The sequence below is a fragment of the Escherichia sp. MOD1-EC5189 genome (assembly GCF_002966045.1).
GTDB lineage: Bacteria > Pseudomonadota > Gammaproteobacteria > Enterobacterales > Enterobacteriaceae > Escherichia > Escherichia coli_F.
Genome location: NZ_PTRX01000007.1, coordinates 82151 through 106565 on the forward strand (window position 1 = coordinate 82151; position 24415 = coordinate 106565).

The following is a 24415-nucleotide window of genomic DNA, read 5'->3' on the forward strand; positions in this document are numbered from 1 at the left end:
AAAATGATAGCTATCAAAAATAGCTCATATACTTTGTTTCCCGCTGCCGTAGAATAGATGGTCCTTCCATGTTCAAGCATTTATTCAAAAAAAGGGGGCTCGACTGTCTTCAGATAAACAGAGAGGGATTGTAAAGTCGAGTGCCCCTAATGGAGCACTCTATAAAAAATTCAATAATCAAATGTTTTTATAACATGTAACATGAGCAAATCCAAGTTTTGCCATTACGCTTTGCTCACCTGTTGCCAGGGAAATTTCGTATTGTTCACTGGAGTTTGCGGGACTAGATGACCAATACATATTTGAATAAAAATCGGCTTCATTCATATAATGCCCCATATCTCCCCATTCACTGTACAATGTCCCTATACCTCGGGAACGACCCTGGCTTAAAAGGCTTGCACGGGGAAGCATGTAGCCATTGCTACTGCAAAAATTTTCAGCAAGGCTGTATATCATGACAGAATCGCCGGAGTTTACCCACCAACTCTTCACCCGGATTTCGTATATATAGCCAGGGCCTCCTGATTTTGGCGTCGCTGTAATCGTTACCCAACTGCTTCCGACATTTTTAAATGTCACTTTACCAGTAGCGTCAACATCAACCCAGGAGGCAGAGCTTGAAAACTCATAATCAGCCGCCGTTTTTCCTGGGGCAAAGTTGTCATTATTCAACTGATAATACGCCCCAGTGAACCCCTGCGAAGGGAATGTAGTTGTCGGTAGGTTAGCACCATTGACTAACACTGTACCGCTCATTATTTTGTCTTCTGCGCGAGTGAATTGTATTGTGGTACTCAGACCCGCTTGATGAACACCATTCAATACAGGGATCAGCGTTGCGATACCCTCTCCGCCTCCTGTAACAGTGGCTTTGTAATCACCGTTGATATTTTGACTGTAATCAATTGCGCTAATTTTCACGTAGGGCACGTTAGTACCTGATTGCACAAATTCCATCCCTTCAGAAACTTTGATCGTATTGCCTGATATATCGTGCAAAACAAGATGTAGCTCAGCACTATCGGTATAGTCCCCTTTTAGTGATGACCGATTGTTCTTAAGGACGGACTGCGAGGCGTCTGCCGGGCCTGCCACCAACGTTATATTAGCTGTTTGGGTTGCACCTGTGCTCGTTCCTGCACTAACAGTTACGCTCCCAGTTCGCGCACTTTTCACGGTGGTTGTCGCAAATCCGTGTTGATCGGTCACCGCTGTTAATGACCCTAATGTGGCAGAGCCACTTTTTAATGCGAAGTTCACATTGACGCCTTCGACTTGGTTACCACTGCCGTCCTCAACAGTAGCCTTCAGCGTGCTGATATCGCTGTCGTTGGCAGTGATAGTTGACGGATCAGCGCTTAGGCTGACCACATGGGCTGTGCTTTGGTTGCCAGTAACTTTCACGATTGTCTGCGCCTGAATAATTACGCCACTAGTGATAGATGCTGTAACCGTATACGTACCGACTTTATTGCTGGTCAGAACGACTTGTGCCTCCCCGGAAGGATTGGTTTTCATTGTTCCGCTACTTAACGTTGCATCTTCTGGCGTTACGATAAAGGTAACGAGTTCATTGTTCACTGGGGTCCCATTTGGATTGGTTAGCCTTACTGTCAGAGTTGAACCTAATGGGTCATTGATGCCGATAAGTGGACTTGATGCTGTGAGTGTCAGTTTTAAATCGATTACCACCAGGTCCTTCTCATAAGAGGAGCCATTCGCCAGGGATGCTTGCACAGTATACGAACCGTATCTTTTGGGCGTCATGGTGACTTCGGCTATACCCAGTGTATTCGTAGAGACCGTATCCTGACTAATGACCATGTTAAAAATTGACGGCTCTGCACTGAATGTCACAAGCTGTTCAGAAACTGGATTGCCAAACTGGTCGTCGACGTGCGCTTTAACCGCCAGGGGGGTTGCGACCATAACCTGACCTTCAGGCATTTCCAGACTGGTGATCGTCGCAGAATCAGCATCTGCTTTGACAGTCAACGTTTGCATGATGGTGTCTGTAGGTGCATTTGCCAGATTAGCCACAACAATTTTCGTCCCTGCAATGGTGCTTGTTACAAGAATTTCTGCCTTACCCTGAGCATCTGTTTCAGCGGTGGTGTTACTCAGCGTGGCGGATAAGCCGCGGAAATTGACCTTGATGCCTTCTAATGGATTGTCATAAGCGTCAGTGACACTTGCCGTCAGGGTCGCACCCTCGGTTGTGCTGGCGATTAATGAGCTTGATGATGCGGTAAAATCAGCCAGTTTAGCGGTACTCGCATCGGCAAGCAAAGTCACCGGCCTCGTATCACTGACACCATAACTGTCCACGCTGACCGTCACGGGATAGGTGCCGGATTTTGTACCGCTCAGTGTAACTTCCGCCTTGCCGTTGATGTCAGTAATGGCGGAACCGCCTTGTCCGAGAGTAAAGCTTGCACTCACATCTGCCGGTAGCGTGAATGTCACCGCCTCATTGGCTAACGGGTTGCCGTTTCCATCAGTCACTGTTGCCTGAAGTATGGTCATTCCAATGTTATTGGCGATAAAGTTGTTTTCGGTAACGTTAAGATTAACCTGCGCAGTGAGCGTATCCGCAATAAAGTTCACCACCAACTGCTCACTCTTACCGCCAGCCATCGATGCTGTAACAGTATGAGCGCCTGCTTTTGTACCTTTCAGCGTGACTTCCGCTTTGCCTTCAGTATCAGTAATCGCTTTACCGCCATCGCTCAGCGTGAAGTTCGTCCTCACATCTTCCGGCAGAGTAAATGTTACCTCTGTGTTGGCTATCGCATTGCCCTCTGTATCAGCGACTGTTGCTGTTAGTGTCGTGAGATCGTTATTGTCGGCAATCACCGGATCTTTTGAGGCTCCCAGCGTGATTTCAGCATTCGCCACGTTCGGCACATAGGTCACTGTTTGTTGTATCGAATCGCCATTGTCGAGCGTTGCCGTCACTTGATAAACCCCGGCTTTTGTAGCGGTAAAGCTTGCGTAAAAATGGCCGTAGGAGTTGGTAGTATATATAGCGTTATTACTGGGGGTCACACCTTCACTTGGCGAAACGCTGATGGTCACCTTATGTTGGGGTACACCGTTTCCGTAATTATCGTTTACCACAACATACAGATCGGTCGTGTTGCCTGCGGAGACTGTATCAGTAAGTGCTTGTAACAAGGTGATATGTGCCGTAGACGCATCAGCGTTGACATTAATTGATGTGCTAAGCGTGGAGCTACCATTTTCCAGACTGGCCTCAACGGTATCCGGCCTCCCTCCTGATTCTGTCGAGGAACGGGTATTGGTATAAGTGACGGTTGCCTTACCCTGTTCGTTCGTTACGGCTTGGCCGCCATTCGTCATTTCAGCAGAGTTTGTACTGCTGGTGAAACTCACAGTTACACCTTTCACCGGAAAGCTATTATTATCAACGACTGTCGCGGTGATGACGCTGCCGGTGCTATTCTGCGGGGTACCAGCGATTATGCTGTTTGGGACAGACGTCAACCCAATAATTTTTGCCGCAGCTGTGTCGCCAATAAAATGCACAGTTTTGTGGTCGCTGGCACCATTATTAGCAAGTGATACAGTGACCGTCTGCTCACCAAAGGCAACGCCTACGAGAGTGGCCTGCGCGATGCCAGACTCATTGGTATTACTCTCCCCTGGGGTCAGGGTGAGGCCTGAAGAGGCTGAGCTGAATGTTACCGGAAGATTGTTCACCTTATTGTCGAACTGGTCTTTAACCGTTGCAGTTAACGTTGCACTATCGACGCCATTACCCGTGATCTCATCTTTTGACATCTGCAGGGCAACCTGAGCCGAGGTTTTGTCTGCCACAAATGTTACCGGCTGCGAATCACTGGCATTGTTATTAATCAGCGTCGCGGTAACTGTATGCGTGCCCGCTTTTTTACCTTTGAGGGTGACATGCGCTTCCCCATTGGCTTGGGTGACGGTAATACCGTTATTTTCAAGGGTAAAGTTTGCCGCGACGTCTTGTGGCATGGTGAAATTCACCGCTATCCCCGCCACCGGATGATTCGACGGATCTTTCACTGTAGCTGTCAGCTGCACACTGTCGCTGTTATTCGTCACCACCTGTTGAGCAGGAATGTTCAGCGTGAGCCGCGCGTTGCTGGCATCGGGAGCAATATTGACTGTCTTCGAATCGCTATTGCCGTTAGGCAGAGTGGCTTCGGCTGTATGAACACCCAATACCGCGCCTTTTAGGGTAACTTCAGCAACACCACTGTCGTTAGTATTGGTCGTGCTCTGACTAAGTTGAGTATCTGCCGGGTAGGTACTGAAGGTGACCGGTAGATCTTTTACAACGTTATCGAAAGGATCTTTCACTGTTGCCGTGAGTAACGTCTCGTCCACTCCATTACCCGTGATTTCCACTTTCGAGGTTTGCAAGGCGACAATCGCGCTGTCCTTATCCGCCACGAATGTGACTGGTTGCGCATCGCTGGCATTATTGTTACCCAGCGTTGCGGTAACCGTATGCGTACCCGCTTTTTTGCCTTTAAGGGTGACATGTGCTTCCCCATTGGCCTGGGTAATGGCAATACCATTATTTTCAAGGGTAAAGTTTGCCGCAATGTCCTGTGGCATGGTGAAGCTCACCGTTGTTCCCGCCACGGGATGATTCAACGGATCTTTCACGATTGCCGTCAGCTGCACACTGTCGTTGTTATTCGTCACCACCTGTTGAGCAGGGATGTTCAGCGTGACCTGTGCATTGCTGATATCGGGGGTAATATTCACCGTCTTCGTATCGCTGCTGCCGTTAGGCAATGTGGCTTCGGCTGTATGAACACCCAAAACCGTGCCCTTAAGGGTAACTTCAGCAATACCGTTCTCATTAGTATTACGCGCGTTCAGGCTCAGTTGTGTGTCTGCGGGGGAGGTGCGGAAGGCTACTGACAGATTTTTAACCACGTTATCAAAAGGATCTTTCACTGTTGCTGTCAGCGTCGTCTCATCCACGCCATTCCCAATGATTTCCGCTTTCGATGTTTGTAGAACGACAACCGCTCTGTCTTTATCCGCCACAAACGTCATTGGCTGTGCATCGCTGACATTGCTGTTAGCCACACGAGCCGTGATCATATGCGTGCCCGCTAACGTGCCGGTCAGGGAGGCGATTGCAACCCCGTTACTATCCGTCATGCCTTTTCCGCCGTTGCTAATCGAGAACCGACTTGCGACGTCGTTTGGCACAGTGAAGGTGATTTCTTTATCTTTTAGTGGGTTGCCATTTTTATCCTGCAAGGTTGCAGTCATATGTTGCGGTGCTGTGTTGGTGACGGTGATATCACCTGAAGGCACACTGAGGGTCAGGGCAGCAGTACTTTGATCACCGATAAAATTCACCTGTTGACTAGCCTGGGAACCAGAGCTGACAGAGGCCGTAACCGTATAATCACCATTTTTCAAACTGGTCAGCGTGGCTGTGGCGATCCCGTCGTGGCTATTCACTTCGGTTTGGCTCAGTTTCGCCTCTGTTGAATTAACATTGAAGGTGACCTTGACGTCATTGAGCAGGTTGCCTTTTGCATCCCGGACTGTCGCGGTCATGGTGGCGCTGTCATTGCCGTCAGCGACCACTTCATTTTTCGACTTCTGTAGATCAACCTGCGCGGTACTCGAGTCACCGACAAAACTGACGATTAACGTTTGTTTCACGCCATTTTCAAGGGTGACTTCAACCGTGTTGTCTTCCTGCTTACTACTTTTCAGATCAAAAGTCGCCAGACCATTAACATCCGTTTTTGCGGTGTTTTGATTGTTGAAGGAAGTTGCCGATCCGTTTAATACCGCAAACGTGACGGTATGATCATTGATTGGGTTGCTTCCTTCATCAGCGACATTGACCGAGACGGTATTTGCTGCATTCTCATTGGCGAGCACACCATTATTGCTGGCAGATAATGTCGCAATTTTCGCTGACTGCGGGTTGGCGTCGATGATAAATCCAGCGGTATGCAAATCTTCATTCCAGTTTTGCATTAACAGCTTCGCAGTAAGTCCACTGCCTTTGGTATAGGCGGTATAGGTTGCCTTATAGACGCCATCTGCGGTTTCTTTCCAGTCTGTAGTGACTCCTGGTTTCACGTTGTCGATGCTGACTGCAGTATTCAGTTGCTGTTTTTGCTCCTTAACAGGTTTGTCATTTTCATCTCTCAGTTCTACCGTCACTTCGATAGGATTGCCGGACAGATAATGGTTTTTATCAATCGTAATTGACGAGTGAGTTCGGGATGACGAAACAGAAATGATATTAACCACGGCGGGGGCTTTGGCCGCATCCGCACCGTTCAGTTGCGGCATCAGCGTGAGCGTACCAGACATCGCCCCTGTGGTCAGGATCTGGGTATAGCTTCCGTCACCATTATCTTTCCAGTCAGACAGGGTAATGTCTTGAACACCTTCGTGACGCGTCGAGAGCTCCAGCCCGATAACAGGATTACCTGCCGCATCATGCGCAATAAAAGTCAGTATGGCGGTTGAATGAGAATCCGCGCTCAATGTCTGGGCACTTAACGATACCGAGGAATCTTTCTGGCTTAGCGTAGGCGCCTGAACGACCACCATGCTCTGTTCACGATTCGACACATTGCCTTTGACATCTTCAGCGGTGACTTCAATCGGCCAGGTGTTATCGGTTTCTGGTGTACTGGTGAACCGGTAACCCGGCAGGGTAACCAAAATATCTTTATCCGTTGTGACCACTTTACCACCGGCAGCTTCCAGAGCGGTGGCTTCGACGTTATAGCCTTTCAGGGCATATTTGGTTTGTAGCGACGAAACCAGTGATTTCACTTCTCCTGACTTCCCTGTCACGGGGTCTGTCAGGGTCAGGCGAACCAGTTCTTTTTTGCGATATTCCAGAACGATGTTGTTGTTGCGATCCACCAGATCATAACGGCTGCCTGCAAGGCTACGCCGTGCAGCGACTTCGTTCGGGTCAAGCTGTTTCTGCATTGCGCTGCCAGGTTGCCAGGTAAAATCGACGGCAAAACGGGTGTCATTTTCGCCCTGTTTACCCTGGCGTTGCTCCGCGCTGAAGGTCATCAGCGGGAAGGGGGTATAGTTAAGTCCAGCGGTTATGGCATGAGGATTACTTTGCCGATCGTCTTTATCGAACAGGGCCACTTCATCGCCATAATACTGTTCATAGACCAGTTTACCGCCAAGGTGCGGCCAGGCGGGTAACCAGCCTTCTGCGCGTACATCCCAGCCATTGGCCGGGCATGCTTCATAATCGTTGTCCAGTTCAGGTGCGCTGCGCCAGTTGGTCAGTCGCAAATAGCCGTTACTGCTTAATTTAAGATAGTCGCGCCAGTACTCCGCGCCAATGCCGGCGCGGGAGTGGTAACGGCTAAGATCGTGGTCGAAAAAGAAGTTGATGCCCGACATCCATGTGGGAGTGAAATGACGCCAACCCAAGCCGTTGTTAATCTGCGTACGCTCGTCAGTACGGTGGAGAGTATGCTGGCTGAAAAAGAGATTATCAGGCGTTTCATACCATGGATGGAGAAAATCGAACTGGGAATTCTTCAGGCTAAAATCTTCATCCACGCCCAGCGTGATTCTTGCGGTGCCGAAGCGGCTTAACCAGTCTGTCATTGCGCCAGATGCCTGAGAAGAGGCCCATCCACGCGCCATATTGGCCGCTTGCTCGCTGTTCATATCTTCGGCGAGCAGAGACCCGATTTGCTGTGAAGTACTGGCTATCTGTTGCTCAAGGTTGTCACTGCTATTACGCGGCGACGGGGTTAAATTTTTTTCACTAACTTGTGCCGGGACATCCAGTTCATCACCCTGGCGGACATTATCAAAACCTCGAGCAAACGTACGAAACTGGTTGAGTTTGCGTAACTCAGCCAACGAAATACCGAAACGTTCGGCAACGCTTTGGGCCGATTCGAGCGCTCCAAGGGTGTAGGGCACCGTATTGGTATTTGCAATGGCGATTTGTGCAGGGACTGGTTGTTGGGTTGCGGCATTTACCACACCTTGTGCTGCCGCAGCCATAGGGAACACAAGTTGAGTTGCCAGGCTGATACCCGCAGTTAAGCGGCGTAGTTTAATACCCATCCCGCATAAGATTTGCCGATCATTTATTTCTTCTCCACTTCTCTTTTTCGTAGCCATGCTTACCTTCCCTGAACGAGCTAACATAAATGCGCCCTTTCTAGCACAGCGAAAAAATATAAATCCTGATAGCAATATGATTGAAAATTAATAACTTTTCGTTAAGCAGTTTTGGGTGTGAGTTGCAAGAGGGGAGACTACTGAATAACTCAGTTTAATAATTGAGGGGGCAATGGTGACGAATATAGGGACGGAGTAGAGAAGATAATGCTGAACTCTTTGCCAGCAGAAGGTTATGTGGCACAAAAATAACCGTAACTTCTCACTCTCGACAGGAAAGCTGTAGACGGCGTCCATAACAAAACGCCCCCAACCATAAGGTCGAGGGCGCTTAAGATGACAAACCCGCTCTTCGTTAAAGAATCAATGCTTAATGTAGATGAGTTGCATTGCACGATAAAAGCGAAATTTTTAGAATTTGGCTCCTCTGACTGGACTCGAACCAGTGACATACGGATTAACAGTCCGCCGTTCTACCGACTGAACTACAGAGGAATCGTGAGAACGAGGCGCATATTACTTAGCGGTGCCGCGTCTGTCAACACCAAATTTCATAAGTTATTTCAACTGGTTAATTAATCTGCAAACTTGTTAATTAATGAACATTCGTCGCCGAAAAAGAGTCTGTATCATTAGCATGACGTAGTCTCTGCAAAGGATCTTGTTGATAAAATTGGCAGAAACGTTGCCACAATGAAGGGAAACGAGGAGCAAAAAGCTCAGGGGCGCTAAAGAAATATTCAGAAAGTACGGCAAAACACTCAGCAGGATCACTGGCAGCATAAGCATCGATGCTCGCCGCATTTTCACCGACTAATTCGATCTCTTCCTGAATGTTGTTCATTGCGGCATGAAGATCGTGTTCCCAGCCAGCAACCTCACGCAACGGAATAAAGGGAACTCCGCTGGCGCGATCGCCGTTACGGGTGTCCAGCTTATGAGCGACTTCATGAATAATCAGGTTAAAACCAGAAGCATCAAACGAATCTTGTATATCCAACCAGTTCAAAACGATTGGCCCTTGCTGCCAGCTCTGACCTGACTGAACAATACGTTGGTTATGCACTAAACCGATATCGTCTTCCCACTCATCATCGACCACAAATGGCGCAGGGTAAATTAAGACTTCATGAAAACCATCCAGCCATTCTAGCCCTAACTCCAGAACGGGCAGGCAAAATAGAAGGGCTATCCGGCAGCTTCTTAGTGAATCCAGCTCAAAGCCCTGTAAGGGAACAAGCCGTTTTTGCTGTAAAAAACGTTCGGCAAGAGTGACTAATTTGCTTTGTTCCTGTTCCGTCAGACACGTTAAAAGGGGGATCGATAGTGCTTCCTGCCAGGGAAGGGCAGTTTGATGTGCTGATTCTTGTACTTTCCAGGGCCACTTAATCATCGTTTTGCTCGCAAACTCGTCACTTGAACAAAATTGCACGGACAGGGACTGTTAAAATGCCAAATTTCCTGGCATCATGGCAACCATCTGAACGGAGAGATGCCGGAGCGGCTGAACGGACCGGTCTCGAAAACCGGAGTAGGGGCAACTCTACCGGGGGTTCAAATCCCCCTCTCTCCGCCACTTTATCAATGACTTATCTCCTAACTTCCCGCCTTGCTTTTTCTTAACAGAACAATCGTAGAATATTCTTGAAGGTTTAGATCGTCACTGTTTTCTGTTCGATACTGTGACATTCAGCACTTGATTAGCTATTGATCTGACATGAGGGTTTCGAGCGTAAATCTGCAGTTATTCAGTCGTTTTCTTTTCGGTCCTCATTATTCTTCTCATCTTATGCTTTAGACATTGATCCTATGAAACCGATGTTACGTTAGTGGCAGGAACTGAAGTTACGAAGAAAAAGGGTTAATAATTGAGCCAAAAAAGGAACGCGGCCGTCAGATTAAAGCCGCGGGACAAAGTCCATAATTTCCAAGAGTTGTTGAATTTCCCAGCTTTTTTGAAAGCCTTTGTATCATACTAACAAGTAAAAAAGGTTTAAATACCAAAATTAACCTATATTTCTGGTTAGCTTTACCATGACAGATGACTTGCTCCTGGAGACATTGGCGCTGCCAGTCTGTATTGGTGAGTTGTGTATTTATTGTTCGCCGTTTCCTCAGTTTTTTTCTACAGACATAATAAAAAAGACACGTCTCAAGCATGAGCGTGTCTGAGTTTGTCTTATTTATTTGTCTTGGTAAATTATTGTCGTTACTACCAGGCACTGTTCTGTTAAATAACTGAAGTCAGCGCAAAAAATCAATGAGATATCATCTCCTCGACCACTTCTTCGCTACTCAACTGATAGGGATAATACGTTGGCCAGTTTTCCATTTCATTCAATAAAGATTGCTGTGAATCATTACCCATAAAAATGTGAAAATGAGATGATTTTCGTGGTGCAATTATATGATCGCTAAATTGTATATATTTAGGGGCTTTGCTTTCAGGATCTTTACATTCGAATAAGTAACGAACGCCTTTCTTGCCTGATTTATAGGTGAGTATTTTGTAGCCATCGTAATCATATTTACAGGATGTAGTTTCGTTATTTCTATGGAATTCAATAATGCCGTCCTCAATACCAATCATTTCGATATCTGTCGCGTAGCCTTTCTGATAATAATCTTTAACTTCTGCGAATGTTTTGGTTTTATCTGCATTCGCTTTCTTTCGAAAGACGGGGTCAAGCTTGCCATTTTGCAGTAAGGGATAAACGGATTGCCAGACTCCATCCCAGTCACTGAGCGTTCGGTTTTGTACATTGGCATCATCAAAAACACCGTTAGCCGCTTTTTGTTCGACCTCTGTTAAGGGTTTGCCGTGTGAGTGATGACCATGCGAAAAGGCAGGAGCGCTAACAATAAAGACACCTAAAGCAATAGCCAGTTTATTAAGACGAATCGCCAAAACAGTTTCCTCCAGAGTTATTTTATATGACATGTAATGTTATATTGTAACACATAACAAAATGCAACAACTCTTGGGAGACGAGTGCATAGTGTACCCAGGTGTACTCTCTATCTTATTGAAATAAAATAAATTACTTCGATGATTTGAGGTTGATGACAAACGAAACATAACCTGATGCGATCTGTGTGGGCCGGATAAGGCGCTCACGCCGCATCCGGCAGGGATAACGCGTACTTTGTCGGCAATATGAAGTTATAGAGATAATTTGTTGTGAACCTGCTTGCGTAGCCGGTTGAAAAGGGAAAGCAACTTCTTATACCGTAAGACTAAAAGCAGTACAGCCAGCCCAGCGTAGATGAGTGGCTGCGGTGAAATAATCTTCACTGACCACAGATAATGTATTGGGGCCAGGATCGCGACAAGATAGACGAAGTTATGCAACTGTTGCCAGTGTTTACCGAGTTTTCGCTGCATCGCCTGGGTTGAAGTGAACGCTAAAGCAAGCAAAATTACCCAGCTGATAATTCCTAACGTTAAATAAGGCCGGGTAATTAACTCCTTACCTAATAGCGCCAGATTATTCACGCCCAGCTCCAGTAATGCGTAACTGGTTAAATGCAGTGTCGCCCAGGCAAAGCACCATAAGCCTAACAGGCGGCGAGTGCGTATCAATAACGGCTGTTTTGCGTAACGTGCCAGAGGTGTAATTAACAAGGTCGCCAGCAAAAATTTCAGTGCAGTGCGTCCGGTAAAATGCTGAATATCTTTCACCGGATCGGCTCCTAGTCCACCGTGATTGATCGCCCAGGCAAGCCAGAGCAACGGCAACAATCCGGCAAGATGCAGGCAAAGTTTTAGCCATGTCACCTGTTTTGCTGTCAGACGCATTTAGAAATTCTCCCGCAAATCCAGTCCACGATACAGCGATGCCACCTGGTCGGCGTAACCATTAAACAGTAGCGTTGGCTGGCGCTGTACATCGAGGATGCCGCCTGAACCAATAAATCGTTCGGTAGCCTGTGACCAGCGCGGGTGATCAACATGCGGATTAACGTTGGCGTAAAAACCGTATTCGTCAGGCGCTGCCAGATTCCAGGTGGTTGGCGGACGCTCGCGGGTCAGCTTAATACTGACGATCGATTTAATCCCTTTAAAGCCATATTTCCACGGCACAATCAGTCGCACCGGCGCGCCATTTTGTGGCGGTAACGCCTTGCCATAAACACCTACGGTCATCAGTGTGAGCGGATGCATTGCTTCGTCAAGACGTAATCCCTCGACATAAGGATATTTAAGCCCGCCGCCAATAAAGCGATCCTGCTGGCCTGGCATCTGTTCCGGCGCATAAATCGTTTCGAAAGCGGCATACTTCGCATTGCTTGTGGGTTCTACAAGCGCCAGCAATTTATGCAACGGAAAACCAATCCACGGCACCACCATCGACCACGCTTCCACGCAGCGCATACGATAAATACGCTCTTCCAGCGGAAAGCGACGAGTTAAATCATCGTGATCGAGTGTTAATGGTTTTGCCACTTCGCCACTGATTTTCAGTGTCCATGGATCGGTTTTCAGGCTACCAGCATTAGCGGCGGGATCGGCTTTATCCAGCCCGAATTCATAGAAGTTGTTATAGCCGGAAACTTTATCTTCTGGCGTCAGCGGTAGGTTATTTTGCCAGGCGGCAGGCTTGCTGAACTCCAGCGGTTTCCCTGCGGGGGCGGGCGGACGATCGTTCCCTTTAAACCAGCTAAGCAGATCAGCATGTGCGGCGTGAGGCAAAGAAAGTGCAGCTGCGCTGATGCCCAGTGCTTTTAACACCTGCCGACGCTGCATAAAGAATACCGACTCGGCAGTAATATCAGATTCTTTTAAAAATTGATTCTTTTTCATAAGCCATCACACTGTTTTGTCGTTAACCAGTAAGAGATTGTTAATCTGTCAGGGAGTCTCCTCCCTAACAGTAGCAGAGATCTGCTTTTACATATTTACGCATTAACTGCCACGATAGGTTGAATACCCATATTGGCTAAGTAACAAAGGTACATGATAATGCTCGTTCACTTTATTAATTTGAAACTCAACAGGGATCTCAGGGAAGAAACTTTCAAGATTTTGTTTCTTAAAATATTCTCCAGTTTTAAATACAACACGGTAATCGCCCGTGGTTGCAGTTTGCTCGGGCCACAGTGCCTTGATTCGTCCATCCTTATCTGTTTTGGCGGTATTAAGTTGTAACCAGCCGTTATCCGCTTTCTTTTCCAGAGTGACTGTCACGTCGGCAGCGGGTTTTCCTGTTTGCTGGTTCAAAATGTGCACGCTAAGAATGTTTTGTTGTGCGGCATAAACCAAAGAAGGTAATGAAAATGCAGCCGTTGCAACCGAGAGTAGTAAATAACGCTTTAACATGTTTATATCCTTGTCATGTGAATGAGTTTTGAGGATAGCGAAAAAACGTCTGTGATAACCTTACAGAAGCATTACAATTTTGTAATGAACCAGGCTGTTTCTATAACATATGATTTATGGCATATTATTTTCATGAAGATTCTACTTATTGAAGATAATCAAAGGACCCAGGAATGGGTAACGCAGGGGCTTTCAGAAGCAGGTTATGTCATTGATGCGGTTTCTGATGGCAGAGATGGGCTTTATCTTGCGCTGAAGGATGATTATGCATTGATCATTCTGGATATTATGCTTCCGGGTATGGATGGCTGGCAGATCTTACAAACGTTACGAACGGCAAAGCAAACCCCCGTTATTTGCCTTACAGCAAGGGATTCTGTCGATGACAGAGTCAGAGGGCTGGACAGTGGGGCAAATGATTATCTGGTAAAACCTTTTTCATTTTCTGAGTTGCTGGCGAGGGTTCGGGCACAATTAAGGCAACATCATGCGCTGAATTCAACATTAGAAATCAGCGGATTAAGAATGGACTCTGTCAGCCAAAGTGTGAGCAGGGACAATATCAGTATTACACTGACGCGCAAGGAGTTTCAGTTACTTTGGCTACTGGCCTCCAGAGCTGGCGAAATTATACCCAGAACGGTTATTGCGAGTGAAATTTGGGGAATCAATTTCGATAGTGATACTAATACGGTGGATGTCGCTATTCGCAGGCTCCGCGCAAAAGTTGATGATCCTTTTCCTGAAAAGCTAATCGCTACAATCCGGGGAATGGGGTATTCATTTGTAGCGGTAAAAAAATAATGAAAAGATTATCTATAACCGTCCGTTTAACCTTGCTTTTTATATTGCTACTGTCTGTCGCTGGCGCTGGAATTGTCTGGACTCTCTATAATGGCCTGGCAAGTGAGTTGAAATGGCGCGATGATACAACACTCATTAACCGGACTGCACAGATCAAGCAGTTACTAATTGATGGGGTAAATCCAGATACTTTACCTGTCTATTTTAACCGGATGATGGATGTTAGTCAGGATATTTTGATCATTCATGGTCATGGCATCAATAAAATTGTTAACCGGACAAATGTCAGTGATGACATGTTAAATAACATACCTGCTTCTGAGACAATCAGCGCAGCTGGCATTTACAGAAGCATTATTAATGACACAGAGATAGATGCTTTACGAATTAACATTGATGAAATTTCGCCATCATTAACGGTTACTGTGGCTAAATTGGCTTCAGCCAGACATAACATGCTTGAACAGTATAAAATTAATAGCATTATAATTTGCATCGTCGCCATTATACTGTGCTCAGTATTAAGTCCGCTGTTAATCAGAACGGGATTACGAGAGATCAAGAAGTTGAGTGGGGTAACGGAAGCATTAAATTATAACGACACCCGAGAGCCTGTTGAGGTTATCGCACTACCGAGTGAATTAAAACCTCTTGGTCAGGCGTTGAATAAAATGCACCATGCTTTAGTAAAAGATTTTGAGCGCCTTAGCCAATTTGCTGACGATCTCGCTCATGAACTTAGAACGCCAATTAATGCATTACTGGGTCAGAATCAGGTGACGCTCAGTCAAACCCGAAGTATCGCTGAGTATCAAAAAACAATTGCCGGAAACATTGAAGAGCTGGAAAATATTTCGCGGTTAACAGAGAACATACTGTTTCTTGCCAGGGCAGATAAAAACAATGTTTTGGTGAAACTGGATTCGCTTTCTCTCAATAAGGAAGTCGAAAATTTGTTGGACTATCTTGAATACCTTTCAGACGAGAAAGAGATTTGCTTTAAGGTCGAGTGCAATCAGCAAATTTTTGCGGATAAAATTTTACTGCAACGAATGTTATCGAATCTTATTGTTAACGCCATTCGATATTCACCAGAAAAATCGCGCATTCATATAACCAGTTTTCTTGATACCAACGGCTATCTTAATATTGATATCGCCAGCCCTGGAACGATAATTCATGAGCCTGAAAAACTCTTCCGTAGATTTTGGCGGGGAGATAATTCGCGTCATTCCGTAGGTCAGGGACTTGGTCTTTCTTTAGTCAAAGCGATTGCCGAATTACATGGAGGAAGTGCTACGTATCACTATCTCAATAAGCATAACGTGTTCCGAATTACGTTACCGCAAAGAAATTAACATAGGGCTTCAGTACGCCACAGGTTAACCGTGAAAAAACGCAGCCACGTCGTGAGTATTAACGTGGCTGCGATTGATTATGCGCTTACATTACAATGTAACAGGGATTAACCCACGTAAGCTGCCAGCATTTCCTGTGCTGCCAGTTTACCCAACGCATTCGCTGCGAAAGGACTGTCGCCGGTGAGAACTTTACGGTCCTTATGTACTCGCCCGGTGATGTCGTCATTAATGATGTTCATGCCCATTTTCTTCAGCTCTTCGCCGAAGTACCAGGTGAGATGACCCGGCATATAGCCTATCTCTGGCGTTTGTTTGTCTGCGGCGTCTGGGAATGCGCAAATGGAATAACCGTTCAGTGGGTTATCGCTGTGGCGAAGCGCCAGAAATGCCGCCGGGCCGTGGCAAAGGGAGATAACAAAACGGTCATTTTTGATTGCCCACTGTAAAGCGGCAGCTACGTCCTGGCTTTCTGGTAAACCAATAAGTGCGCCATGACCACCAGGAACAAAGATTGCTGCATATTCGCTGTCAGCATTGAGGCTGGCGACAATATCCGCGAGTTTCTTCGGATTGCGGAACAACGATTTATGCTGCTCAAAGAACGGCATTACCTTTTCATCTTTGTGTGGCATAGCCCAGTATTCAAACTTGGTCATCAGGCCGGAAATGGTCGCCACTTCGAATTCGAAACCTGCAGCATGGAGATGATACAACGGTAGCAACGTTTCAATCGGATGGTTACCGGTTGAGAACAATTTGCCGTTGTCGGTCGGCAAATAACGTTCGTCCGCGGCGATCACCAGAATTTTATGTTTACCGCGATACGGTTTTGGGTAGTCCACGCCATCAAGATCAGAGACGGGACTGGTATATTGGCTAAGCGAATATTCTGAAGGGAAGAATGCATTATCTTCAGCAGTATCGACCTGCGGATCTTTACTTTTTTGAACAGTCATAGTGTATTCCTTGTTGTTGCTTAGTTAGGTTAGTCACTATATTTGCGACTGAGCTGGTCGCTATTTTTAACCAGGCTGGAAAATTGAGTCAATATATCGAAAGCGGTAGGCGACGAGGGAAAATATGTAATGATGATGCTGCACTGATGTTGAATGTTTCTCACGCCAAATTTTCCTTTTTGAGTCATGTGGTCACAAGTGACTTCAATGATTTTAGACCATTATCAGAGATCTGGAACGACGATGAGAGATTTAGTGCTATGGAATATTGTTATTCTGTTGAATATTTATATCCCGAACTGCTGTAGAAAAGGCTTTTTTCATGCACTATTTTTGCAAATATTTTTATATGGGAGGCGGTTTTGTTGCGGATTAATTCATAAGAATGCGCATTTAGTGAGTTGGCTGGAAGAGTTGCTGGTAGATGTTAGTGAGCCAGGTAGTGCAGGGTAATGTGCCGTATCGATATGCTTTGGCAATGGCGCGTGTTGCAGATGTAGATGAAAAGCCAAAAAAAGCCTGAGTTCAATGAAGGACGAACTCAGGCTAGTGTTATGTTTTACAGTAACACGCCGAGGCGTGTTGGCTGATTAGAACTGGTAGACTAAGCCCACAGCAACGATATCATCGGTAGCGATGCCGTTTGCTTCGTAGAAGTCATCATCGTTGTCCAGCAGGTTAATTTTGTAATCAACATAGGTGGACATATTTTTGTTGAAGTAGTAGGTCGCACCGACTTCAACGTATTTAACCAGATCTTTGTTAGTGTAACGCGGGTCGCCGTTGCCGTCATGAGCCCAGCCGCCTAAATCCTTACCTTTAGATTGCAAGTAAGCGATGGACGGGCGCAGGCCGAAGTCAAACTGATACTGAGCAACAACTTCAAAGTTTTGGGTTTTGTTAGCGATGGCTGATCTTGATTCACCATTATCAAACTCGCCACCACCATATGGGGTCATATTGCGAGTTTCAGCGTACATAGCTGCTAAATACACATTATTAGCATCATATTTTGCACCAACAGTCCATGCTTCAGCGGTTTCACCACCAGCATTTCTGTTGCTATGGTTACGATCATTTAAACCAACTCCAACCTGGCGATCTGAGCGATCAGAGTTTGAATATGCAGCACCCAGACTTAAACCGAAGTCGAAGTCGTAGGATGTAGACATACCGAAACCATCACCATTTTCTTTGGAAAGGCTACGGCCATCACCACTACCGGAACCTTCCTGCCCGAAGGGGCCACCACTTTCATTATTACCCTGATATTGCAGAGCAAAGTTCAGACCATCAACCTGACCAAAGAAGCCATTGTTACGGTAGGTTGCAACGCCGTTGGTACGACCGTTCATGAAATTGTCGGCACCAGCATAGGTATCACCACCAAATTCTGGCAGCATATCGGTCCATGCTTCGATATCATATACGACACCGTAGTTACGACCATAGTCGAAAGTACCATTCTGACCAAAACCTAAACCTGCGAATGCCAGACGGGTAGCAGAGTTATCGCCATCGCCTTCTGTGCCATTTGCCTGCAGGTTGTATTCCCACTGACCGTAACCAGTGAATTGATCAGCGATCTGAGTTTCACCTTTGAAACCGATACGAGCATATGACATATCGCCATCAGCGCCCGAGTTGTCAGAGAAGTAGTGCAGACCTGCTACTTTTCCGTAGAAATCCAGTTTATTACCATCTTTATTATAGACTTCAGCCGCATTTGCTGCGCCAGCAACTAATAACGCCGGGACCAGCATTGCCAGAACTTTTCTTTTCATTATGTATTCCCTTGTGATTATAATCTTCATGAATATATCAATAAGTGCCGTTATCCAAAAAAAAGCACATTTGGATACTATTCTATGAAGTTCATTTTATTTTAAGGATTACATGTAACAAATGTATTTAAAAGATTTCAAAATGTTTCTAATCTATTTAATATAATTCATGTAAATGAATTCTGAATATAACTATTCATGATGATTATGGGTGTATATCAATGAGTTATGGGTTTTATGGAAAGATAGGGAGTGTCAATGATTTTTGCGCCAGACGGCCTATGTCATCGCGCGCACATTAATGAAGGCATAAAAAAAGCCGGCATCATGCCGGCCCAAAAAAATATAAACAAGACGATAAAAGGCTAATAACGGGGTTATCATGACACAGAAATCTAAAAAGGTATAATTGTATTCAGTGCTAATGTATTGTTTGGGTGAATTAATAAAACCATTATCCAAGATAAAAATAAATCTTTATTGCTGTTTTTCCGGTAATTATTGCCGTTGCGCAAAAACTATCTATTTGCTCAAAAAATGATTGAGTCTTGACTGACTCATCCAATGTGGAAAAATGTGACTTTTATCACATAATAGTACTAAGTTTGAATTTTCCGGGTTATCTCAAAATGGAATACGGTTCGACAAAGATGGAAGAGAGACTCTCTCGCAGCCCTGGCGGCAAATTGGCTTTGTGGGCTTTCTATACATGGTGTGGCTATTTCGTCTGGGCAATGGCGCGATACATCTGGGTGATGAGCCGGATCCCCGATGCCCCCGTGTCGGGATTTGAAAGTGATTTAGGATCTACTGCGGGGAAGTGGTTAGGAGCATTGGTCGGATTTCTGTTTATGGCCCTGGTTGGTGCCTTGCTAGGCGGCATTGCCTGGTACACCCGACCTCGTCCCGCACGTAGCAGACGCTATGAATAAAAACTGCTAAGGTTGCGACTCTTTGGCAACGGAGCGCGTATGGATTTACAACACTGGCAGGCACAGTTCGAAAACTGGTTGAAAAACCATCATCAACATCAGGACGCGGCACATGACCTGTGTCATTTTCGCCGCGTCTGGGCTACGGCACAGAAACTAGCGGCAGATGACGACGTTGATATGCTGGTGATTTTAACCGCATGTTATTTTCACGATATCGTGAGCCTGGCGAAAAATCATCCGCAACGGCAGCGTTCTTCAATACTGGCAGCAGAAGAGACGCGTCGCCTGCTGCGTGAAGAATTCGCGCAATTTCCAGCGGAAAAAATCGAGGCTGTTTGCCATGCCATTGCCGCACACAGTTTTAGCGCGCAAATCGCCCCTTTAACGGCGGAAGCTAAAATCGTTCAGGATGCGGATCGGCTGGAAGCTCTGGGGGCGATTGGCCTGGCGCGTGTGTTTGCCGTTTCGGGGGCGTTGGGCGTGGCATTGTTTGATGGCGAAGATCCGTTCGCGCAGCATCGCCCACTTGATGATAAACGTTACGCGCTGGATCATTTTCAGACTAAGTTGCTGAAGCTACCGCACACCATGCAAACCATAAAAGGCAAACAACTGGCGCAGTACAACGCGCAATTTTTAGTCGAGTTTATGGCGAAGCTCAGTGCCGAGCTGGCGGGGGAGAATGAAGGTATCGATCACAAGGTGATTGATACGTTTTCACCGGTTGGCTGAGCACGTGGCCCTAAATGATGGTAATTATGTTAACCTGTCGGCCATCTCAGATGGCCGGTTAAATCTATGCAGGAAAATATATCAGTAACCGATTCATACAGCACCGGGAATGCCGCACAGGCAATGCTGGAGCAACTGCTGCAAATTTATGATGTCAAAACGCTGGTGGCGCATCTTAACGGTGTGGGTGAGAATCACTGGAGCGCGGCAATTTTAAAACGTGCGCTGGCGAATGACTCAGCATGGCACCGTTTAAGTGAGAAAGAGTTCGCCCATCTGCAAACGTTGTTACCCATTCCACCGGCACATCATCCGCATTATGCGTTTCGCTTTATCGATCTATTTGCCGGGATTGGTGGTATTCGTCGCGGTTTTGAATCGATTGGTGGGCAGTGCGTGTTTACCAGCGAATGGAACAAACATGCTGTACGCACTTATAAAGCCAACTATTATTGCGACCCGGCGGTGCATCACTTTAATGAAGATATTCGCGACATCACTCTCAGCCACAAAGAGGGTATAGGTGATGACGCGGCGGCGGAACATATCCGTCAACATATTCCTGAGCACGATGTTTTACTGGCCGGTTTTCCTTGTCAGCCGTTTTCTCTGGCTGGCGTATCGAAAAAGAACTCACTCGGACGAGCGCACGGTTTTGCCTGTGATACCCAGGGCACGCTGTTCTTCGATGTGGTGCGTATTATCGACGCGCGTCGCCCGGCGATTTTTGTGCTCGAAAACGTCAAAAACCTGAAAAGCCACGACCAGGGGAAAACGTTCCGTATCATCATGCAGACGTTGGATGAACTGGGCTATGACGTGGCAGATGCAGAAGATAATGGCCCGGACGATCCGAAAATCATTGACGGTAAACATTTCCTTCCGCAGCACCGTGAACGCATCGTGCTGGTGGGTTTTCGTCGCGACCTGAATCTGAAAGCCGATTTTACCCTGCGTGAGATCAGCGAATGTTTCCCTGCACAGCGAGTGACACTGGCGCAGTTGCTGGACCCGATGGTTGAGGCGAAATATATCCTGACGCCGGTGCTGTGGAAGTACCTCTATCGTTATGCGAAAAAACATCAGGCGCGCGGTAACGGCTTCGGTTATGGAATGGTTTATCCGAACAATCCGCAAAGCGTCACGCGTACGCTTTCTGCTCGTTATTACAAAGATGGCGCGGAAATTTTAATTGATCGCGGCTGGGATATAGCCACGGGTGAGAAAGACTTTGACGATCCGCAGAACCAGCAACACCGCCCACGTCGGTTAACGCCTCGTGAATGTGCGCGCTTAATGGGCTTTGAAGCACCAGGAGAAGCGAAATTTCGCATTCCGGTTTCGGACACTCAGGCCTATCGCCAGTTCGGTAACTCGGTGGTCGTGCCGGTCTTTGCCGCGGTGGCAAAACTGCTTGAACCAAAAATCAAACAGGCAGTGGCGTTGCGTCAGCAAGAAGCAAAACATGGCCGACGTTCACGATAAGGCTACACGCAGCAAAAATATGCGCGCAATTGCCACGCGCGATACGGCGATTGAGAAGCGCCTCGCCAGTTTGTTAACCGGGCAGGGACTGGCGTTTCGCGTTCAGGACGCCAGTTTGCCCGGACGCCCGGATTTTGTTCTTGATGAATATCGCTGCGTGATATTTACCCACGGCTGCTTCTGGCACCATCATCACTGCTATCTGTTTAAAGTGCCTGCGACTCGAACCGAGTTCTGGCTGGAGAAGATAGGTAAAAATGTTGAGCGCGATCGCCGCGATATCAGTCGCTTGCAGGAGCTTGGCTGGCGCGTACTGATTGTCTGGGAGTGTGCGTTACGTGGGCGCGAGAAGCTGACGGATGAAGCGCTTAGCGAGCGTCTGGAAGAGTGGATCTGCGGCGAAGGTGCCAGCGCGCAGATCGACACGCAGGGGATTCATTTACTCGCTTGATGCGTCCTGAATAACTGGCGCAATAACGGGTTTTGCCGGGAAAAGATATTTTCCTAACGTGACCAGTACCACCGCGAAGACAATCACGCCCAGCGCCAGCCATTCAATCTTCGACAGCGTTTCGCCGCCCAGTCCTGTACCCAGCAAGACCGCGACCACCGGGTTAACGTAGGCGTAGCTGGTGGCGAGAGCTGGACTGACATTACGGATTAAATACATATAAGCGTTGATGGCGATAATCGAACCAAACAGCGCCAGATAGCCGACCGCAAGGAAGCCTGAAAGGGAAGGGATCGTCGTGAGTTTTTCACCCACAATCATCGACGCAATCATTAACACCACGCCAGCTGCCAGCATCTCAATCGCACCCGCCATCATCCCTACAGGTAAGGTAATGCGCGAGCCATAAACCGAGCCAAACGCCCAGCTAATCGAGCCGATTAAAATCAGAATCGCACCCCACGGATTGCCGCTTAAATTTCCACCGCTATTGAGCATGATGATTCCGGCAAGCCCAATGGCGATACCCACCCATTCCAGTTTGCGCGTTTTAATGCCAAACAGGCGGCTGAAGCACAGGGTAAAGAGGGGGACGGTTGCAACCACTACGGCGGCGATGCCGGATGGAACATTTTGATGTTCGGCAACTGTCACCATGCCATTACCGACAGCCAGCAATAACAGGCCAATCAGCGCGGCATTGAGCAGCGGACGTAGCGGGGGGAGTTTGTGTCCGCGCAGTAGCAAAAATGCCATCAATAAAATACCGGCTGCCAGGAATCGAACGCCCGCCATCATTAACGGAGGCCAGCTTTCCACGCCAATCCGAATGACAAAATAGGTTGAACCCCAAATGATATACAACGCAAACAGCGCGCCAAAAAGCGGTAATAACTGGCGGAAACGCATAATCCCTCACGGTGGAAATAAAAAGGTGGTTCATAGTAAACGTGAAAATCATTCTGCTGGCGAGAGATATAATTGCACTTGATTGTTAAAAAAATGTTGACCTATGAAGCAAGTATCAGAGCTGCCGTTTTTGCTTCATACTTACTCCCTTCAACAATAAAAATGAGAGGGAATGCTTTTGGCCGGGAGTAGTTTACTGACGTTGCTCGATGATATCGCCACACTGCTGGACGATATCTCCGTGATGGGCAAACTGGCGGCGAAGAAAACCGCCGGTGTACTAGGGGATGATTTATCGCTCAATGCACAACAAGTTTCAGGTGTGCGTGCCAACCGGGAACTTCCCGTGGTCTGGGGAGTGGCGAAAGGATCGCTGATCAATAAAGTGATTCTGGTGCCGCTGGCGCTGATCATCAGTGCATTTATCCCGTGGGCGATTACGCCTTTGTTGATGATTGGCGGCGCGTTTCTCTGCTTTGAAGGGGTAGAGAAAGTGCTGCATATGCTGGAGGCGCGTAAACACAAAGAAGATCCGGCGCAGAGTCAGCAGCGTCTGGAGAAGCTGGCGGCGCAGGATCCGCTGAAGTTTGAAAAGGACAAAATAAAAGGGGCGATTCGTACCGATTTTATTTTGTCTGCGGAAATCGTCGCTATCACGCTGGGGATTGTGGCAGAAGCGCCGTTGCTTAATCAGGTGCTGGTGCTTTCAGGCATCGCACTGGTAGTGACCGTGGGCGTCTACGGGCTGGTAGGGGTTATTGTTAAGATTGATGACCTGGGGTATTGGCTGGCGGAAAAATCCAGCGCGCTGATGCAGGCATTGGGTAAAGGGTTATTGATTATCGCGCCCTGGCTGATGAAAGCGTTATCGATTGTCGGCACGTTGGCGATGTTCCTCGTCGGCGGCGGGATTGTGGTTCATGGTATTGCGCCGCTGCATCACGCCATTGAACATTTCGCCGGGCAGCAAAGTGCAGTGGTGGCGATGATATTACCGACTGTTTTAAATCTGATTCTTGGATTTATCATCGGCGGCATCGTGGTGCTGGGAGTGAAAGCAGTAGCGAAAATGCGCGGTCAGGCACATTAATACTCGCACTGGCTATTATGCAAAATTCGCCATCTTCAACTAAGGTGAACAAGTTTCACTCGAAAAAAGGAGGCGAGTATGAGCTTTATGGTTAGTGAGGAAGTTACGGTTAAAGAGGGCGGCCCGCGGATGATTGTCACCGGCTATTCCAGCGGTATGGTTGAGTGTCGTTGGTATGACGGTTATGGGGTCAAGCGGGAAGCTTTTCATGAAACCGAGCTTGTTCCGGGGGAGGGGAGTCGTCCTGCGGAAGAAGTTTGAAAGGGTATCATTAACACCAGGCCGGATCACATCCGGCCTGGTGTGCCAATGCCTGCAATGAATGATAGTCGCGTCTTATCATGCCACCATTATAAAATTATCGCTGTTTTGCGGTACGCTATCGCCAGGTTATGCCAGAATCATAAAAAAGCAGGTTGGGA

The 24415-nt window shown here is 47.2% G+C and carries 17 protein-coding genes and 2 tRNA genes; 9 read left to right on the plus strand and 10 right to left on the minus strand.

Annotated features, from left to right (window positions below; genetic code table 11):
- Positions 1-177: 177 nt before the first annotated feature.
- The 3 genes from ATB02_RS08085 to mtfA all read right to left on the minus strand — a co-directional run bounded on the left by ATB02_RS08085 (position 178) and on the right by mtfA (position 9559).
- Entirely contained in the window at positions 178-8166 is a 7989-nt protein-coding gene (locus tag ATB02_RS08085; protein WP_157945206.1) for an Ig-like domain-containing protein, read from the minus strand.
- Between the two features lie 419 nt (positions 8167-8585).
- A tRNA-Asn gene (locus ATB02_RS08090) sits at positions 8586-8661 on the minus strand.
- Positions 8662-8761: 100 nt separating this feature from the next.
- A complete protein-coding gene (mtfA, locus tag ATB02_RS08095; protein ID WP_032237848.1) occupies positions 8762-9559 on the minus strand; it encodes a DgsA anti-repressor MtfA in 798 nt (265 codons plus the stop codon).
- A gap of 93 nt (positions 9560-9652) precedes the next feature.
- Between mtfA and ATB02_RS08100 the strand changes: the two genes are divergently transcribed.
- A tRNA-Ser gene (locus ATB02_RS08100) sits at positions 9653-9742 on the plus strand.
- 681 nt (positions 9743-10423) lie between these two features.
- Here the strand turns inward: ATB02_RS08100 and zinT are convergent.
- The 4 genes from zinT to hiuH form a co-directional block, all read right to left on the minus strand.
- A complete protein-coding gene (gene zinT, locus ATB02_RS08110; RefSeq protein ID WP_105271393.1) occupies positions 10424-11074 on the minus strand; it encodes a metal-binding protein ZinT in 651 nt (216 codons plus the stop codon).
- A gap of 255 nt (positions 11075-11329) precedes the next feature.
- Positions 11330-11965, minus strand: coding sequence for a protein-methionine-sulfoxide reductase heme-binding subunit MsrQ (gene msrQ, locus ATB02_RS08115; protein ID WP_105271394.1), 636 nt, complete (start codon positions 11963-11965; stop codon positions 11330-11332).
- Positions 11966-12970: a protein-methionine-sulfoxide reductase catalytic subunit MsrP gene (gene msrP / locus ATB02_RS08120; RefSeq protein WP_105271395.1), complete on the minus strand. Its 1005-nt coding sequence runs from the start codon at positions 12968-12970 to the stop codon at positions 11966-11968. It lies immediately after the preceding gene.
- Positions 12971-13072: 102 nt separating this feature from the next.
- Positions 13073-13486, minus strand: coding sequence for a hydroxyisourate hydrolase (gene hiuH, locus ATB02_RS08125; RefSeq protein ID WP_000920116.1), 414 nt, complete (start codon positions 13484-13486; stop codon positions 13073-13075).
- A 132-nt stretch (positions 13487-13618) separates the two neighbouring features.
- Between hiuH and hprR the strand changes: the two genes are divergently transcribed.
- The gene (gene hprR, locus ATB02_RS08130) at positions 13619-14290 is read left to right on the plus strand and encodes a response regulator transcription factor HprR (RefSeq protein WP_001339045.1); all 672 of its coding nucleotides are present in this window, start codon (positions 13619-13621) and stop codon (positions 14288-14290) included.
- Positions 14290-15648, plus strand: a complete 1359-nt coding sequence (gene hprS / locus ATB02_RS08135; protein ID WP_105271396.1) for a two-component system sensor histidine kinase HprS — start codon at positions 14290-14292, stop codon at positions 15646-15648. Before hprR ends, hprS begins: the two co-directional genes overlap by 1 nt.
- 107 nt (positions 15649-15755) lie before the next feature.
- On the opposite strand, the gene hchA is transcribed toward hprS, so the two are convergent.
- Together hchA and ompC are read right to left on the minus strand one after the other, a co-directional pair.
- Positions 15756-16607 carry a glyoxalase III HchA gene (gene hchA / locus ATB02_RS08140; protein WP_105271397.1) on the minus strand — a complete coding sequence of 284 codons (852 nt, stop codon included), beginning with the start codon at positions 16605-16607 and terminating at the stop codon, positions 15756-15758.
- A 590-nt stretch (positions 16608-17197) separates the two neighbouring features.
- The gene (gene ompC / locus ATB02_RS08150) at positions 17198-18391 is read right to left on the minus strand and encodes a porin OmpC (RefSeq protein WP_000824399.1); all 1194 of its coding nucleotides are present in this window, start codon (positions 18389-18391) and stop codon (positions 17198-17200) included.
- Positions 18392-19041: 650 nt separating this feature from the next.
- Here ompC and drpB point away from each other — a divergent pair.
- The 4 genes from drpB to vsr all read left to right on the plus strand — a co-directional run bounded on the left by drpB (position 19042) and on the right by vsr (position 21994).
- The gene (gene drpB, locus ATB02_RS08155; RefSeq protein WP_243040254.1) at positions 19042-19323 is read left to right on the plus strand and encodes a cell division protein DrpB; all 282 of its coding nucleotides are present in this window, start codon (positions 19042-19044) and stop codon (positions 19321-19323) included.
- A gap of 39 nt (positions 19324-19362) precedes the next feature.
- A complete protein-coding gene (locus ATB02_RS08160; protein WP_000365549.1) occupies positions 19363-20058 on the plus strand; it encodes a phosphohydrolase in 696 nt (231 codons plus the stop codon).
- A 66-nt stretch (positions 20059-20124) separates the two neighbouring features.
- Entirely contained in the window at positions 20125-21543 is a 1419-nt protein-coding gene (gene dcm / locus ATB02_RS08165) for a DNA-cytosine methyltransferase (RefSeq protein WP_105271399.1), read from the plus strand.
- Complete coding sequence (gene vsr / locus ATB02_RS08170; RefSeq protein ID WP_000785992.1) at positions 21524-21994, plus strand: VSPR family DNA mismatch endonuclease; 471 nt, start codon at positions 21524-21526, stop codon at positions 21992-21994. The genes dcm and vsr overlap by 20 nt, the downstream gene beginning before the upstream one ends.
- On the opposite strand, the gene yedA is transcribed toward vsr, so the two are convergent.
- On the minus strand, positions 21983-22903 hold the full coding sequence (yedA, locus tag ATB02_RS08175) for a drug/metabolite exporter YedA (RefSeq protein WP_105271400.1): 921 nt from the start codon (positions 22901-22903) through the stop codon (positions 21983-21985). The two genes, vsr and yedA, sit on opposite strands and share 12 nt — an antisense overlap.
- 172 nt (positions 22904-23075) lie before the next feature.
- On the opposite strand from yedA, the gene ATB02_RS08180 reads away from it, so the two are divergent.
- Positions 23076-23993, plus strand: coding sequence for a DUF808 domain-containing protein (locus ATB02_RS08180; RefSeq protein WP_000922683.1), 918 nt, complete (start codon positions 23076-23078; stop codon positions 23991-23993).
- A 78-nt stretch (positions 23994-24071) separates the two neighbouring features.
- Entirely contained in the window at positions 24072-24254 is a 183-nt protein-coding gene (locus tag ATB02_RS08185; RefSeq protein ID WP_000009306.1) for a YodC family protein, read from the plus strand.
- Positions 24255-24415: the final 161 nt, after the last annotated feature.

Bases quoted from the DNA above. Each gene is read 5' to 3' on its own strand.
- yedA (WP_105271400.1), bottom strand. From the start codon at position 22,903: ATGCGTTTCCGCCAGTTATTACCGCTTTTTGGCGCGCTGTTTGCGTTG.
- drpB (WP_243040254.1), top strand. From the start codon at position 19,042: ATGGAAGAGAGACTCTCTCGCAGCCCTGGCGGCAAATTGGCTTTGTGG.
- hprR (WP_001339045.1), top strand. From the start codon at position 13,619: ATGAAGATTCTACTTATTGAAGATAATCAAAGGACCCAGGAATGGGTA.
- mtfA (WP_032237848.1), bottom strand. From the start codon at position 9,559: ATGATTAAGTGGCCCTGGAAAGTACAAGAATCAGCACATCAAACTGCC.
- hiuH (WP_000920116.1), bottom strand. From the start codon at position 13,486: ATGTTAAAGCGTTATTTACTACTCTCGGTTGCAACGGCTGCATTTTCA.
- ATB02_RS08160 (WP_000365549.1), top strand. From the start codon at position 19,363: ATGGATTTACAACACTGGCAGGCACAGTTCGAAAACTGGTTGAAAAAC.
- hchA (WP_105271397.1), bottom strand. From the start codon at position 16,607: ATGACTGTTCAAAAAAGTAAAGATCCGCAGGTCGATACTGCTGAAGAT.
- hprS (WP_105271396.1), top strand. From the start codon at position 14,290: ATGAAAAGATTATCTATAACCGTCCGTTTAACCTTGCTTTTTATATTG.
- ATB02_RS08180 (WP_000922683.1), top strand. From the start codon at position 23,076: ATGCTTTTGGCCGGGAGTAGTTTACTGACGTTGCTCGATGATATCGCC.
- dcm (WP_105271399.1), top strand. From the start codon at position 20,125: ATGCAGGAAAATATATCAGTAACCGATTCATACAGCACCGGGAATGCC.
- vsr (WP_000785992.1), top strand. From the start codon at position 21,524: ATGGCCGACGTTCACGATAAGGCTACACGCAGCAAAAATATGCGCGCA.
- msrQ (WP_105271394.1), bottom strand. From the start codon at position 11,965: ATGCGTCTGACAGCAAAACAGGTGACATGGCTAAAACTTTGCCTGCAT.
- ATB02_RS08085 (WP_157945206.1), bottom strand. From the start codon at position 8,166: ATGGCTACGAAAAAGAGAAGTGGAGAAGAAATAAATGATCGGCAAATC.
- msrP (WP_105271395.1), bottom strand. From the start codon at position 12,970: ATGAAAAAGAATCAATTTTTAAAAGAATCTGATATTACTGCCGAGTCG.
- ATB02_RS08185 (WP_000009306.1), top strand. From the start codon at position 24,072: ATGAGCTTTATGGTTAGTGAGGAAGTTACGGTTAAAGAGGGCGGCCCG.
- ompC (WP_000824399.1), bottom strand. From the start codon at position 18,391: ATGAAAAGAAAAGTTCTGGCAATGCTGGTCCCGGCGTTATTAGTTGCT.